This window comes from Pseudomonas sp. 22085 (assembly GCF_052045815.1).
Taxonomy (GTDB): Bacteria; Pseudomonadota; Gammaproteobacteria; order Pseudomonadales; family Pseudomonadaceae; genus Aquipseudomonas; species Aquipseudomonas glycinae.
In genome coordinates this window covers 178196-191620 of the sequence record NZ_JBQEQA010000010.1, presented here as the reverse complement: position 1 = coordinate 191620, position 13425 = coordinate 178196, and the positions used below count along the sequence as shown (strand labels likewise).

The window sequence follows — 13425 nt, the reverse complement described above, 5'->3', positions numbered from 1 at the left end:
ACTGCTGAAACAGTAGCGTGCAACGGGCTATTTGGCCGCCGGTTTCGCTGCGCGTTTACTGGTTCCGGTGGTTTTGCGCCGAGTGGACTTGCGTTTGTTCTTCCATGGCGCAGCGGCCTTGCCGGCAGGTGGCGGGCCGCTGATGGTCAGACTGAGCCCGGCGCAGCGGGTCACTTGCTTGCTCATCCACGCGGCCTGTTTGGTGACGAACTCTTCAAGACTCATCTCGCCGCTCTGCACCATGTCCAGCGCCTGCTCCCAGATCGCCGTGGTCCCGGGGTCGGCAATCGCGCGCGGAACGGCGTCGATCAGGCTGAACGCGGCGGGCGTGGCGGACAGCGCCTTGCCGTTTTTCACCAGATAGCCGCGATCCAGCAACCCTTGAATGATCGACGCGCGGGTAGCTTCGGTACCGATGCCGGTGGTGTCCTTGAGTTTCTGCTTGAGCAGCGGATCCTCCACCAGTTTGGCGACGTTCTTCATCGCCTTGATCAGATCACCTTCGGTGTAGGGTTTGGGCGGTTGCGTCCACAAGTCCTTGAGCTTCACGTCCGCCACGGCGCATTCGGCGCCTTGGGTCAGCGTGGGCAAAGTCTGTGGCGCGGGGGCTTCACGGCCCTTGGCCGGGGCCAGCGCTTCGGGCAACGCGCGTTTCCAGCCCGGCTCGATGATCTGTTTGCCGACAGCGCGCAAGGCTTCCCCGGCGCAATCGAAATCGGCCTGGGTGCGGTCGTATTCGTGATTGGGCAGGAACTGCGCCAGATACCGCGCTCGAATCAGCGTGTAGACCGCGCGGTGCTTGCCGGTCAGGCGCTCCAGATTTTTCGCGGCAGCGGTCGGAATGATGCCGTGGTGAGCGCTGACCTTGGCGTCGTTCCAGGCGCGGGAGCGGCGCTGTGGCTCCAGATGCTCGCGCAGCGCTTCGAGGCTCGGGTCGGCCTGGCGCAGCGCCGCAAGAATTCCCGGTGCCTCGCTGTGCTGGCTCAGGGGCAGGTAGCCGCAATCGCTGCGCGGGTAGGTGATGACTTTGTAGGTTTCGTAGAGGGCCTGGGCGATGTCGAGGGTTTCCTGGGCACCGAGGCCGAGCTTCTTCGAGCAGACTTCCTGCAAGGTGCCCAGATCGAAGGGCAGGGGCGCCACTTCGCGCATGCGTTCGGTGCGCAGCTTGATCACCCGGGCGCTGGCAGCGCTGCTGATTGCGGCGGCCGCTTGCTGGGCGAGGGCTTGATTGAGGCAGCGGTCCTGATCGTCACAGGCATCGTTTGGCGCACGCCATTGCGCCGTGAACGGCGTGCCGTTGTGCAGCAGTTGCACATCGATGGCCCAGTACGCGACCGGCACGAAATCGGCGATGCTGCGGTCGCGATCCACCACCAGTCGCAAGGTCGGCGTCTGCACCCGGCCCACCGGCAACACGCCTTGATAGCCCGATTGCCGGCCGAGCAGGGTGAACAGGCGACTCATGTTCATCCCGATCAGCCAGTCGGCCCGCGAGCGCCCCAATGCCGAGTGGTACAGGCTGAAGGTTTCGGCGCCCGGTTTGAGCGCCGCCAACGCCTTGCGAATCGAGGCTTCGTCCAGCGCCGACAGCCACAAACGGCGAATCGGCCCGCGATAGCGGCAATGCTCGACCAGCTCACGGGCGATCATCTCGCCTTCACGGTCGGCGTCGGTGGCGATGATCAGTTCGCTGGCCTCGCCGAGCAGGCGCTTGACCGCCTTGTACTGGCTGGCGGTACGCGGTTTGACGGTCATTTTCCATTTGTCGGGAATGATCGGCAGGTCCGCCAGCACCCAGCGCTTGTATCTGGCGTCGTAGGCGTCCGGCGGGGCGGTTTCCAGCAAGTGGCCGATGCACCAGGTCACCGTGACATCCGTTCCCAGCCAGCAGCCGTCGCCCCGACGCTTTGCGCCGAGCACGGCCGCAATGTCTTTGGCCTGAGAGGGTTTTTCACAGAGGTACAGCCGCATAACCACCGTCGTCGATTATTGCCCGAAGAGGCGCACAGGATGGCCTGACTCGGGCATTCGGGCAACTTTTATCTGTATGGATATACAGATAAAAAGATTGCCGGTCATGACAGCCACGTCGGGGCAATCCGGGACGCTATCGAGAAATTGATTAGCGCCCCCGTTGGCGGCTGTGGCAGGTTCAATCTGCCTGACAAGGCGAGTGACAGGACGATCTCGCCAGAAGATCGCCGTTTTTCTGTCTGACACTGACTCTTTAGAAACAAGGACGTACACCATGTCTCAACCTTCCTCCCAGGCCAGCAGCGCCTTCATCGCCGTCGACACTTTCAGCCACCTGTACGACCGGGGCACCGGCACCGTCAACGGCAAGCCGTCGTTCACCGCCGAGCAGGCCGCTGACGAAATTTTGCGCAAGGGCATGTCGTGGCAGGACAAGAATGCCGACGGCAAGATTGATCTGACCTACACGTTCCTGACCGACAAACCGTCGAATTACAACCCGAAACTCGGCAACTTCAGCGAGTTCAGCGCCCAGCAGAAAGCCCAGGCCGTGCTGGCGATGCAGTCGTGGTCGGACGTGGCCAACGTGACCTTCACCGAGGGCAAGGGCGGGGACGGTCACATGACCTTCGGCAACTACGACGTCAGCACTGGCGGCGCAGCGTTCGCCTACCTGCCGCAGGGCAGCAGCTACGACGGCCAGTCGTGGTACCTGATCAACGATCAGTACCAGGTCAACAAGACCCCGGACACCAACAACTACGGGCGTCAGACCCTGACCCACGAAATCGGCCACACCCTCGGCCTGTCGCACCCGGGCGCCTACAACGCCGGCAATGGCAACCCGACCTACGGTGACGCCAAGTACGCCGAAGACACCCGTGGCTACAGCCTGATGAGCTACTGGAGTGAAGCCAACACTGACCAGAACTTCAGCAAGGACGGCAGCGGCGCCTACGCCTCGGCACCGTTGATGGACGACATCGTCGCGGTGCAGAAACTCTACGGCGCCAACTTCGAAACCCGTGCCGACAACACCGTGTACGGCTTCAACTCCAACGCCGATCGCGACTTCTACAGCGCAACCTCGAACACCTCCAAAGTGGTGTTCTCGGTGTGGGATGGCGGTGGTAACGACACCCTGGATTTCTCCGGCTTCAGCCAGAACCAGAAGATCAACCTCAACGAAGGTTCGTTCTCCGACGTCGGCGGTCTGGTGGGCAACGTGTCCATCGCCCACGGCGTGACCGTGGAAAACGCCATTGGCGGTTCGGGTAATGACCTGCTGATCGGCAACGCGGCGGCCAACGACCTGATCGGCGGTGCCGGCAACGACATCATTTACGGCGGTGGCGGCGGTGATTCGTTGTGGGGCGGTGAGGGTGCGGACACCTTCGTGTTCGGTGCGGCCAGCGACTCGACCATGACCGCGCCGGACTGGATCATGGATTTCACCAGTGGCCTGGACAAGATCGACCTGTCGGGCATCGCCGGGTTCGCCACCGGCGCAGCCACGCTGAACTTCGTCAGCGGCTTCACCGGCCACGCGGGCGATGCGATCCTCACTTACTTCGAACAGACCAACCAGACCAGCCTGATGATCGACCTGACAGGCCAGGGTTCGGTGGATTTCGCCGTGGGTGTGGTGGGGCAGGCTGTGGCGACCGATATCGTCGCCTGATCTGAAAACGGAAAATCTGAAACGAAAAAACCGCAGTCCTTCGCAGGCTGCGGTTTTTTTGTTTTCGGACATCGCTCTACGACATTGAAATCGGTTACTGCTCGGTTTCGAGGATCGAAGCGGCGGATGTATTACGTACTCTGGCAAACCACCAGAGAGCCGCAACGCCCAGCAGCGTCGCCAGCACAGCCAGGATCAGGATCACACGTTGTGCCCCCAAAGGCGCGGCGAGCAGCGCAACAAGCAGTCCCGCGAGCGGTTGTGACAAGTTGTTGAGCAGGGTGATCACGCCCACGGTCTTGCCGAAGTCCTGAGGGGGAATGACTCGCTGGCGAATGCTGCGCATGTAAACGTTGAACATCTTGTCGAAGCCGACGATCAACAGGAAACCCAGCACATAACCCGCCAGGTTCGGGCTCAGGGCGCTGATGAAGGCGCCGGCGGCGAGCATCGAACAGGCAACGCCACCCAATACGCGCAACGGCAATACCACCCGGGCGAGGAAAAACAGAATCACGATGGTGGTCACCGCGCCAGCCGCTTGCAGCACGGCGTAGTCGTCCTTGCCGGCGCTGTATTGACCGAGCACCATGGCCGCCGAAGTGGCCAGGGTGACCCCGACAATCAGGTTGACCCCGATCGCCAGGGTGATGATCTTTTTCAGCTCCGCCAGTTCGCGTATATGCCTGAACGCGATGCGCAGAGGCTGCAGCCAGATGTCCTGATGCTGCTCAAACACCTCGAGGGTGATACGACTGAAACGTTGCCACACCAGCATGCTCAGGTCGGCCAGCAGGAACAGCCCGGCCACCCACAGCACCACCCAGTGCCAGGCCGAAACCTCCAGCAGCAATGCCGCCACCAAGGGTCCCAGAACCAGTCCGGTCTGGTCGGCTATCTGCGAGTAGGAAAGGGTTTTGGTGTAGCTGTAGTGCTGGAAAATATGCGGCATCAGCACTTCGCGGGCCATGATGCCCTGAGTAGTCAGCACGCCGCACAGCGCAGACAGCACCACAAGCCACGCGATACCGCCGAAGACGGCATAAAGCCCAACCGCCAACACGCAGAGCAGCGCCCGGTAGACCTGACTGATGTGCAGAATCCTGATGGGCGAGAACTTGTCGCACAGGGCCCCACACAGTGGAAACGCGAGAAAACGCGGCAGCGACTCGACGAAAAATGCGAGCCCCGCCCAGGACGCGCTGTTGGTGGTCTGGAACACCACCAGCGGCACGATGAACAACAGGATCTGATCCGCCAGCCGCGACAGGAACAGCGAGATGAAGAAAGCCAGGTAATCCTTACGCATGATGACTCCTGTCGGTGAGCGTTTTGGCCGTTTTGCGCGTGATATGAAACCAGAAACCGCCGCCTCCGCAAGCGGCGGTCATATCTGGTCGAAGAAAAACCGTTCGGCTGCGAACCCGACGAGTATCCCCCGCATGGGTTATACCTGAACCGGTGCCCTCGCCGCCGTCAGGAGAAACCGATGAAAACGTCCGGTCCCAGTCCCGTTATCACCATCGCCGAGCAACCAGGCTGCCTGCTTGTGAAATTCCACGGCATACAGGTCGCCGCCTCGGCCCGAGCCCTGGTGCTGCTCGAAGCCAATTACCCGCCGGTCTACTACATCCCGCGCGAGGATATCGACGAAAAATACTTCGCCCGCACCGACCACACCACCTACTGCCCGTACAAGGGCGATGCCAACTATTTCAGTCTGCAAGTGCCGGGGCATGAAGGGGCGAATGCGGTGTGGACGTACGAAAATCCGAAGATTTCGGTGAGCCAGATCAAGGACTATGTGGCGTTTTATCCCGATCAGGTGAAGTTTGAGTTGCTGGAAGCGGAGGTCTGAGATTTCGCAGGGTGGCGAGGGCATTGCGCCCCCGCCACACGTCTATCAATCAGTTCTTGTCCAGATCGATATTCTTTGTCTCACGTAGACAGATCATCCCCACCACCAGGCTCACCCCGGTAATCAGCACCGGGTACCACAGCCCGTAGAAGATATCCCCGGTGTACACCACCAGCGCAAACGACACGGTTGGCAGGAAACCGCCGAACCAGCCGTTGCCAATGTGATACGGCAGGGACATCGAGGTGTAGCGGATGCGGGTCGGGAACAGTTCGACCATCAGCGCCGCGAGCGGGCCGTAGCACATGGCGGAGATGATGATCAGGCCGACGATCAGGGCCACGATCATCGGTTTGTTGATCTGCTGCATGTCAGCCTGCTGCGGATAACCGGCGAGGGTGATGGCGCCGCGTAAGGCTGCTTCGTCGAAGCCGTCGAGTTTCACATCGCCGACGTTCACTTGCACCGTGCTGCCCGCTGGGGCGGCGACGCTGGAGTAGGGCAGGCCTTGCTTGACCAGGAAGGTCTTGACCTTGTCGCACGGGCTGTCGAATTTGGCCTTGCCCACCGGATCGAACTGGAAGGTGCAGGTCGCCGGGTCAGCCACCACGGTGATCGGTGCCTGACGGCTGGCGTGGTCGATGGCCGGGTTGGCGTAGTGGGCCAGGGATTTGAAGATCGGGAAGTACAGCGCGGTGGCTAGCAACAGGCCGAGCATCAGCACCGGTTTGCGCCCGACCTTGTCCGACAGCCAGCCGAAAATGATGAAGAACGGCGCGCCGATCACCACGCTGATGATCAGCAGACTGTTGGCCACCGCCGGGTCCATTTTCAGGAACTGGGTGAGGAAGAACAGCACGTAGAACTGCGCCGCGTAAAAAGTCACCGCCTGGCCGGCGTTGATGCTGAACAGCGCGATCAGTACGACTTTGAGGTTTTCCCATTTGCCGAAGGATTCGCGGATCGGCGCCTTGCTGGCCTTGCCTTCCTCTTTCATTTTCAGATAGGCCGGCGACTCGTGCAGGCTCAGGCGAATCCAGGTGGAGATGCCCAGCAGCACGATCGACAGCAGGAACGGAATGCGCCAGCCCCAGACTTCGAATTGATCGCCGGTGAAGTAGCGGCATCCGAGCACCACCAGTAATGACAGCAGCAGACCGAGCGTTGCGGTGGATTGAATCCAGCTCGTATGGAAACCACGTTTGCCGATGGGCGCGTGTTCCGCCACGTAAGTCGCGGCGCCGCCGTATTCGCCGCCGAGGGCCAGACCCTGAAGCATGCGCAGCACCACCAGAATGATCGGCGCGGCGATGCCGATGCTGGCGTAGGTCGGCAGCAGGCCCACGGCGAACGTCGCCACGCCCATCAGGATGATGGTCGCCAGGAACGTGTATTTACGCCCGATCATGTCCCCCAACCGACCGAACACCAGCGCCCCGAACGGCCGTACGATGAAGCCTGCGGCGAACGCCATCAGCGCGAAGATGAACGCGGTGGTGTCGTTGACCCCGGCGAAGAACTGCTTGCTGATGACCGCCGCCAGGGCGCCGTAGAGAAAGAAGTCATACCACTCGAACACCGTCCCCAAGGACGAGGCGAAGATGACCTTTCGGGTATCGGGGCTGGCGTCCGTGCTGCGCACGGCGTCCAGAGGCTGAACGTGTTCTGACATATCGGTATCCCTCACAGTGATTGTTTTTGTTGTTTCCACTGGTGTTGCGTGTCCGGGTGATGCGCGATGTCCTTGAATCAAATATGCCCCTTGTGGGAGCCAGCCTGCTGGCAATGGCGGTTAATCAGCCGACATGATTGTTGAATGTCACTCCGTCATCGCTGGCAAGCCAGCTCCCACAGGGGTTGTGTTTACAGTTGCGGGGTTGAGAATCAGCTGTGCCGCTTTCTCGGCAATCATCAGCGTAGGCGAACAAGTGTTGCCGGAGGTGATGCGCGGCATGATCGAAGCATCGGCAATCCGCAGCCCCGGTACGCCGTGCACGCGCAACTGTGCGTCGACCACCGCGTCCGCATCGTTGCCCATGCGGCAGGTGCCGACCGGGTGAAAAATCGTCGTGCCGATCTTCGCCGCCGCTGCGTGCAGTTGTTCTTCGGTTTGCAGGCTGGCGCCCGGCAGGTACTCCACCGGGTTGAAAGCTTGCAGGGCCGGGGCGCTGACGATGCGCCGGGTCAGGCGAATCGCATCGGCGGCCACGCGCAGGTCTTCGGGATGGCTGAGGTAATTGGGCTGGATCAGCGGCGCTGCTTGCGGATCGGCGGAACGGATCTCGACCCGGCCCCGGCTCTGCGGCCGTAAATCACACACCGATGCGGTGAACGCCGGGAAGCTGTGCAACGGTTCGCCAAAGCGCTCCAGCGACAGCGGCTGAACGTGATATTCGAGATTGGCGGAGGTCTGTTCCGGCCCCGAGCGGGCAAACGCGCCCAACTGACTCGGCGCCATCGACAACGGCCCGCTGCGGTCATACAGATAACGCAGGCCCATGCCCATCTTGCCCCACACACTGCCGGCGATCTGGTTGAGGGTGCGGGCGTTTTCCAGCTTGTAGATCAGGCGCAGTTGCAGGTGATCCTGCAGATTGCCGCCGACGCCCGGCAGCTCATGCACCACGCCGATGCCGAGCTTTTCCAGTAGCAGGCGCGGGCCGATTCCGGAGCGTTGCAAAATGCTTGGCGAGCCCACGGAGCCGGCGCACAACACGATCTCCTTGCGCGCCTTGAAGCTCTTTTGCTGACCCTGCCAACGGGCACTGACTTTCGAGACGCGACCGTCCTCGAACAGCACTCGATCCACCTCGATGTCGGTCAACACCGTGAGATTGGCCCGATCGCGAATCGGCTTCAGAAACGCCTTCGCCGCATTCCAGCGCACCCCGGCCTTCTGATTAACCTGAAAGTAGCCGCAACCCTCGTTGTCGCCCTGGTTGAAGTCATCGATGCTGGTGATGCCGCTCTGTTCGGCAGCGCTGCGGAACGCATCGAGAATCGGCCACGACAGGCGCTGGCGTTCGACCCTCCATTCACCCTTGTCGCCATGGAATTCCGCTGCGCCAGCAAAGTGGTTTTCGCTCTGTTTGAACAGCGGCAGCACATCGTTCCAGGCCCAGCCCGGATTGCCCTCCGCAGCCCAGCCGTCGTAGTCGTTGGCCTGGCCGCGCATGTAGATCATGCCGTTGATCGACGAACAGCCGCCCAGCACCTTGCCGCGCGGATAACTCAGCGCGCGGCCATTGAGGCCCGGTTGTTCTTCGGTCTTGAAGCACCAGTCGGTGCGCGGGTTGCCGATGCAGAACAGGTAACCCACGGGGATGTGAATCCACGGATAGTTGTCGCGCCCGCCGGCTTCCAGCAACAGCACGCGCTGCTGTGGATCGGCCGACAGCCGATTGGCCAGCAAACACCCGGCCGGTCCGGCGCCGACCACGATGTAATCGAATTCATCGAGGGAAGTCTGCATTCCCTGACCTCGCTTATTGTTTTTGTTGTCGGTCATCCTAGTTGTTAGCTTTCGTCAAAAGAATGTTAGTTTTTGCGCAGCCGCTGTGCGTTTTCAAACAGCGCTTCCTGACGATAGCCGACAAGGACAAGCCATGTTCGACTGGAACGACCTGCGGTTCTTTCTCGAGTTGCAACGCAGCGGGCGCTTGCTCACTGCCGCCCGCCGCCTGAACACCACTCACGCCACCGTGGCCCGGCACATCGAGGCCATCGAAAAAAGCCTCGGTACCGCCCTGTTCGTCCAGCACGCCCAAGGCTACGAAATGACTCCGGCGGGGGAGGCGCTGCTCAAACACGCCGAAGCCATGGAAAACGTCGCGCTGCTGGCTCAGGAAGAAATCACCCAATCGACGGCGCCGCTGGGCAAGATCCGCGTCGGGGTCACCGAAGGCCTGGGCATCATGTTTCTCGCCAGCCGCATGATCGGGTTGTTCGAACGCTACCCGGGACTGGAAGTGGAACTGGTGGCGGTGCCGCGTTTCGTCAGCATCCTCAATCGCGAGGCGGAAATCAGCATTCACCTTGAACGGCCGGCGGCGGACATGCTGGTCACCCGCAAACTCACCGACTACCGACTCGCGCTCTATGCCAGCCGAGCCTACCTGGACAACGCGCCGCCATTGCGCAGCCGCGAGGATCTTGGCCGGCATGCGTGGATCGGCTATGTCGATGATCTGCTGTTCAGTCAGGAGCTGATGTTCCTCAACAGCTTCTGCCGCAACCCACGGGTGGTGTTTCACAGCACCAGCGTGATTGCCCAGCAACAAGCCGCGCGCTCGGGGCTGGGGATTGCGGTGCTGCCTTGTTACATGGCGGCGTCGGACCCGGATCTGGTGGCGCTGTTGCCGGATGAGAGCATTGAGCGCAGTTACTGGATCAGTACGCGGCGCGAGTTGCACAAATCGGTGCGGTTGCGGGTGGTCTGGGATTACGTCGTGGGCTTGTGCGAAGGCGAGCGCGAGTTGTTGATGGGCCAGTAAAGACGGCTGTTTCATGCAACTAAAACGCTTGGCAAAAGGTCATTCGATTTGCGGAGGTTGAGTCATCTCGCAGAACCTCGACAACGAAGACGTTACCCGTGGCCAATCACCTCGATCGCCGTAATAACCTGTCTCTCGACAGCCTGAATTTTTTCCTCGCCGACGTGCGTGACGGGCTCGGTCCCTATCTGGCGATTTACCTGCTGGCGGTTCACCACTGGGAGCCAGCGAGCATCGGTCTGGTGATGACCATAGCCGGGATCGCCGCACTGATCACGCAGACCCCGGCAGGTGCGCTGGTCGACAGCACGCGCTTCAAACGGTCGCTGATTGCGATTGCCGCGCTGGTGGTCACCGCAAGCTGTCTGCTGCTGCCGTTTGTGACGTCGTTCAGCCTGGTGGCGGTGACGCAAGCCATCAGTGCCGTCGCCGCTTCGATTTTCGCGCCGGCCATTTGCGCGATCACCCTCGGGATTACCGGGCCGCGCGCCTTCACGCGAAGAACCGGGCGCAACGAAACCTTCAACCATGCCGGCAACGCCTGCGCCGCCTTGTTGGCCGGTTTGTCCGCGTACCTGTTCGGCCCGATGGCAGTGTTCTATCTGATGGCGGTCATGGCGCTGGCCAGCGTGATTGCCGTCTCCTTTGTGTCGGCAGATGCGATTGACCACGATCTCGCCCGAGGTCTTTCACCCAGCGACACGGGGCAGGGCAAGCAGCCTTCGGGCTTTTCCGTATTGCTCACCAACCGACCGTTGCTGATGTTCGCGATTTGCTGTGCGCTGTTTCATCTGGCGAACGCGGCGATGTTGCCGCTGGTGAGTCAGAAGTTGGCGCAGGCCAATCTGCAGATGGCCACGCCACTCACGTCCGCCTGCATTGTCGCGGCGCAACTGGTGATGGTGCCGGTCGCGCTGCTGGTGGGGGCGAAGGCCGATCTGTGGGGGCGCAAGCCGTTGCTGTTGGCGGGGTTTCTGATCCTGCCATTGCGCGGTGTGCTGTATGTGCTGTCGAATGATCCTTGGTGGCTGGTTTCGGTGCAGTTGCTCGATGGCATCGGCGCGGGGATTTTCGGCGCGCTGTTTCCGGTGGTGGTGAAAGACCTGACCCTGGGCACCGGACATTTCAATGTCAGCCTCGGGGCGATTTCAACGGTGTTCGGTCTGGGTGCGGCATTGAGCAACAGCCTGGCGGGGATTGTGGTTCAGGAGGCCGGTTACAGCGCTGCGTTCCTGACCCTGGCGGCGGTGGCAATGGCGGCGCTGGTGCTGCTCTGGTTGGCAGTGCCGGAGACGGTGCAGCGCTCCGATACCGACTCGATCGCCCTGCAAGGCAAGGCGCCGCCGATGGTTGCGCCATGACTCAACGCTCGCAAGACCTGTTCAACCGGCGGGAATCGACAACGTCGCCCGCAGGCCGCCCTCGACCCGGTTTTCCAGTGTGATCCGCCCACCCAGACGCGTTGCGATGGTATTGACGATGGTCAGTCCCAGCCCGGCACCCTGGGGATTGCCCCGGCTGTAGAACCGCTCGAACAATCGAGCCCGATCCGCTTCATCGATACCCGGCCCCTGATCTTCAACGCTCAAATGGTAAAACCCGTCGGCCCTGGTCAATTGCACGCTGATCACGCCTTGCTCCGGGGAGAAGCTGGCGGCGTTGGTGATGAGGTTGTTCAGGGCAATGTCGATGGTGGCGGCATCGGCGAGCACAGGGAATGGTTGGTCGTTGACGTCGAAGGCCAGTTCCAGATGCTTGCTCAGCAGCCATGGCGTGAGCTGCACCAGACTGTTGCGCACGGTTTCGCCAAGGTCGACGCGTTGTTTGGCAGGCGCGTTGGCCTTGGGTTCGAGGCGGGCCATGGTCAGTAGCTGATTGACCAGCCGGCTGGTGCGATCCACCCCGGCGATCAGAAATTCGAGTGACTCGCGACGCTCCTGTTCGGTGCCGGCCTCCAGCAGGTTTTGCGCATGCACCCGCAGTACCGCCAGTGGCGTGCGCATTTCGTGGGCGGCGTCGGCGATGAACCGGCGTTCCCGACCGAGCACTTCCTGGATCTGCGCAAGCATGCGGTTGAGCGCTGCCTGCATTGGTTCCAGTTCGCTGGGCAGCGGCGTCAGTTGCAGCGGTTCGAGGGAGCCGCTGTGGCGGGCGCGCAGGGTCGCCGCCATGTTGGCCAGGGGCTTGAGCCCCCAGCCAATGGCCAGCCAGATCATCGCCGCCAGGATCAGGCTGCCGATCACGTTCGGCCACAGGGTATGGCGGACAATCCGGTCAACCAGGTCCGCTCGCACGTCACCGCGTTCACCCACCCAGATGCGCAAACCGTTCTGTTTGTCTTCCAGGACAAAAGCCCGCCAGTGGCGCTTGTTCAGATCCACCACATCGCTGAAGCCTGGCTGGATTGGCGGTGTGCTGAAGGAGGGCGCGCTGGCGGTATGCACCAGGATTTCGCCCTTGGCATTCCAGACCTGAAAGGCGAGTTTTCTTTCGTAGGGATGGCCGTCACCCTTGGGCACGGCTTCAGCCAGGGCCGAGTTGAACGCCCGATAAAGATCCGCGTGCTCCTGCCCCGGCAACGGCATGCGCATCACGCCTTGCAGCAACCGTGCGTTCTGCGCCAGTTGCGCGTCGTAGACTTCGGCGATTTCGTGGTTGCTGTCGTGCAGATTGAACAGGCTGAGCACGGTCAGACCGGCGAGCATCAGGCCGATGATCAGGGTCAGGGTGCGGCGCCGGATCGAGGTCATCGGCGCTCCTCCACCAGATAACCCACGCCGCGAATGGTGCGGATCAGGTCGGTGGAGAATTTCTTGCGCAGGTGATGAATGTGCACTTCCAGCGTGTTGCTTTCGGCTTCTTCGTTCCAGCCGTAGAGCAGCTGTGTGAGGTGGTCGCGTGTCATGACCCGACCCGGCGGCGAGAGCAGTTCGTGCAGCAACTGATATTCCTTGGGCGTGAGCACCACCGGTTGGCCCAGATAGCTGACTTGCTGGGTGCCGGGGTTGAGGCTGATGCCGGCATGTTCGATCAGCATCTGCGCGCGTCCGGCACTGCGTCGCAGCAGGGCGCGCAGACGGGCCTTGAGCTCGGCCAGGTCGAAGGGCTTGATCAGGTAGTCGTCGGCGCCGGCGTCCAGTCCCGCGATGCGGTCTTCGGTGGCATCGCGGGCGGTGAGGATCAGCACCGGCAGGTTCGAACCGCTGCCACGCAGACGACGCAGGACTTCGAGCCCATCCATGCGCGGCAGGCCGAGATCGAGCACCGCCAGATCAAAGGTTTCGCTGAGCAGGGCGTGCAGGGCGCTGCTGCCGTCCTTGAGCCAGTCGACGGTGTAACCCTCGCGCCCCAGCGCCTGATGAATGCCCTCGCCGAGGGCCACGTCATCCTCGATCAGTAATAAACGCACACGGACTCCT

10 protein-coding genes are annotated in these 13425 nt (G+C 61.8%); 4 read left to right on the top strand and 6 right to left on the bottom strand.

Annotated elements, in window-relative coordinates; genetic code table 11:
• Positions 1-27: 27 nt before the first annotated feature.
• Positions 28-1971, bottom strand: a complete 1944-nt coding sequence (locus ACTJK7_RS14740) for a DNA topoisomerase III (RefSeq protein ID WP_323151753.1) — start codon at positions 1969-1971, stop codon at positions 28-30.
• Between the two features lie 277 nt (positions 1972-2248).
• Between ACTJK7_RS14740 and ACTJK7_RS14735 the strand changes: the two genes are divergently transcribed.
• Complete coding sequence (locus tag ACTJK7_RS14735) at positions 2249-3655, top strand: serralysin family metalloprotease (protein WP_440780045.1); 1407 nt, start codon at positions 2249-2251, stop codon at positions 3653-3655.
• Positions 3656-3749: 94 nt separating this feature from the next.
• On the opposite strand, the gene ACTJK7_RS14730 is transcribed toward ACTJK7_RS14735, so the two are convergent.
• Entirely contained in the window at positions 3750-4964 is a 1215-nt protein-coding gene (locus tag ACTJK7_RS14730) for an MFS transporter (protein WP_064379501.1), read from the bottom strand.
• A 180-nt stretch (positions 4965-5144) separates the two neighbouring features.
• Here ACTJK7_RS14730 and ACTJK7_RS14725 point away from each other — a divergent pair, with 180 nt between their 5' ends.
• On the top strand, positions 5145-5513 hold the full coding sequence (locus ACTJK7_RS14725) for a DUF427 domain-containing protein (protein ID WP_064379499.1): 369 nt from the start codon (positions 5145-5147) through the stop codon (positions 5511-5513).
• Positions 5514-5562: 49 nt separating this feature from the next.
• On the opposite strand, the gene ACTJK7_RS14720 is transcribed toward ACTJK7_RS14725, so the two are convergent.
• On the bottom strand, positions 5563-7185 hold the full coding sequence (locus ACTJK7_RS14720) for an MFS transporter (RefSeq protein WP_323151755.1): 1623 nt from the start codon (positions 7183-7185) through the stop codon (positions 5563-5565).
• 147 nt (positions 7186-7332) lie between these two features.
• Positions 7333-8985: a GMC family oxidoreductase gene (locus tag ACTJK7_RS14715; protein WP_440780046.1), complete on the bottom strand. Its 1653-nt coding sequence runs from the start codon at positions 8983-8985 to the stop codon at positions 7333-7335.
• A 133-nt stretch (positions 8986-9118) separates the two neighbouring features.
• Here ACTJK7_RS14715 and ACTJK7_RS14710 point away from each other — a divergent pair, with 133 nt between their 5' ends.
• Positions 9119-10006: a LysR family transcriptional regulator gene (locus ACTJK7_RS14710; protein WP_039767081.1), complete on the top strand. Its 888-nt coding sequence runs from the start codon at positions 9119-9121 to the stop codon at positions 10004-10006.
• Positions 10007-10104: 98 nt separating this feature from the next.
• Positions 10105-11367 carry an MFS transporter gene (locus ACTJK7_RS14705; protein ID WP_440780047.1) on the top strand — a complete coding sequence of 421 codons (1263 nt, stop codon included), beginning with the start codon at positions 10105-10107 and terminating at the stop codon, positions 11365-11367.
• Positions 11368-11388: 21 nt separating this feature from the next.
• On the opposite strand, the gene ACTJK7_RS14700 is transcribed toward ACTJK7_RS14705, so the two are convergent.
• Together ACTJK7_RS14700 and ACTJK7_RS14695 are read right to left on the bottom strand one after the other, a co-directional pair.
• Positions 11389-12756: an ATP-binding protein gene (locus ACTJK7_RS14700; RefSeq protein WP_440780048.1), complete on the bottom strand. Its 1368-nt coding sequence runs from the start codon at positions 12754-12756 to the stop codon at positions 11389-11391.
• Positions 12753-13415 carry a response regulator gene (locus tag ACTJK7_RS14695; protein ID WP_064379489.1) on the bottom strand — a complete coding sequence of 221 codons (663 nt, stop codon included), beginning with the start codon at positions 13413-13415 and terminating at the stop codon, positions 12753-12755. The genes ACTJK7_RS14700 and ACTJK7_RS14695 overlap by 4 nt, the downstream gene beginning before the upstream one ends.
• Between the last annotated feature and the right edge of the window lie 10 nt (positions 13416-13425).

Excerpts from the sequence above, each read along its gene's own strand:
- ACTJK7_RS14740 (WP_323151753.1), bottom strand. The coding sequence starts at position 1,971 with ATGCGGCTGTACCTCTGTGAAAAACCCTCTCAGGCCAAAGACATTGCG.
- ACTJK7_RS14735 (WP_440780045.1), top strand. The coding sequence starts at position 2,249 with ATGTCTCAACCTTCCTCCCAGGCCAGCAGCGCCTTCATCGCCGTCGAC.
- ACTJK7_RS14730 (WP_064379501.1), bottom strand. The coding sequence starts at position 4,964 with ATGCGTAAGGATTACCTGGCTTTCTTCATCTCGCTGTTCCTGTCGCGG.
- ACTJK7_RS14725 (WP_064379499.1), top strand. The coding sequence starts at position 5,145 with ATGAAAACGTCCGGTCCCAGTCCCGTTATCACCATCGCCGAGCAACCA.
- ACTJK7_RS14720 (WP_323151755.1), bottom strand. The coding sequence starts at position 7,185 with ATGTCAGAACACGTTCAGCCTCTGGACGCCGTGCGCAGCACGGACGCC.
- ACTJK7_RS14715 (WP_440780046.1), bottom strand. The coding sequence starts at position 8,985 with ATGCAGACTTCCCTCGATGAATTCGATTACATCGTGGTCGGCGCCGGA.
- ACTJK7_RS14710 (WP_039767081.1), top strand. The coding sequence starts at position 9,119 with ATGTTCGACTGGAACGACCTGCGGTTCTTTCTCGAGTTGCAACGCAGC.
- ACTJK7_RS14700 (WP_440780048.1), bottom strand. The coding sequence starts at position 12,756 with ATGACCTCGATCCGGCGCCGCACCCTGACCCTGATCATCGGCCTGATG.